The organism is Cysteiniphilum sp. 19S12-1, from assembly GCF_052030685.1.
In the GTDB taxonomy this organism is placed as follows: Bacteria; Pseudomonadota; Gammaproteobacteria; order Francisellales; family Francisellaceae; genus Caedibacter.
The window spans coordinates 1-511 of the sequence record NZ_JBQAJM010000106.1 but is presented as its reverse complement, the minus strand read 5'-3'; the positions used below and the strand labels follow the sequence as shown (position 1 = coordinate 511).

Sequence of the window (511 nt, the reverse complement as noted above, 5' to 3'; positions counted from 1 at the left end):
AGCAGTCGGTCTCATACTGGTGATAGGCGTACCTGGGTAGTGACACTATAATGTCCGCAAATCCGGAACTTTTTTTTTTTTTTTTTTTTTTTTTTTTCGGCTAATATTTATTTATTAAGGTTGCAGCAAAAAACAACAGAACATAACACATTACAAGATCTCTTAAAAGAAAGATAGTACTATAACGAAGAACACTAAAAGTCATGAAATAAAACAACAAAGCACACAGCCATCATGAAATCAGCAGCACACAGGACATTCACAAGTCACCGCCACGGAGCCTCAGGACAAGATGAAGAGTAGACTCTTTCTGGATGTTATAGTCTGCAAGGGTGCGGCCATCTTCCAGCTGTTTCCCAGCAAAGATCAACCTCTGCTGGTCAGGAGGGATGCCTTCCTTGTCTTGGATCTTGGCCTTGACATTCTCGATGGTGTCACTGGGCTCCACCTCAAGAGTGATGGTCTTGCCGGTAAGGGTTTTCACGAAGATCTGCATGTTGGCGTCTGCCGC

At 43.4% G+C, this 511-nt stretch carries 1 protein-coding gene; it reads right to left on the bottom strand.

All coding sequences use genetic code 11. The features are described from left to right. Nucleotides 1-259 precede the first annotated feature (259 nt). A partial coding sequence (locus ACTS4L_RS11445) for a ubiquitin family protein (protein ID WP_440652083.1) occupies nucleotides 260-511 on the bottom strand: 252 nt, incomplete at its 5' end.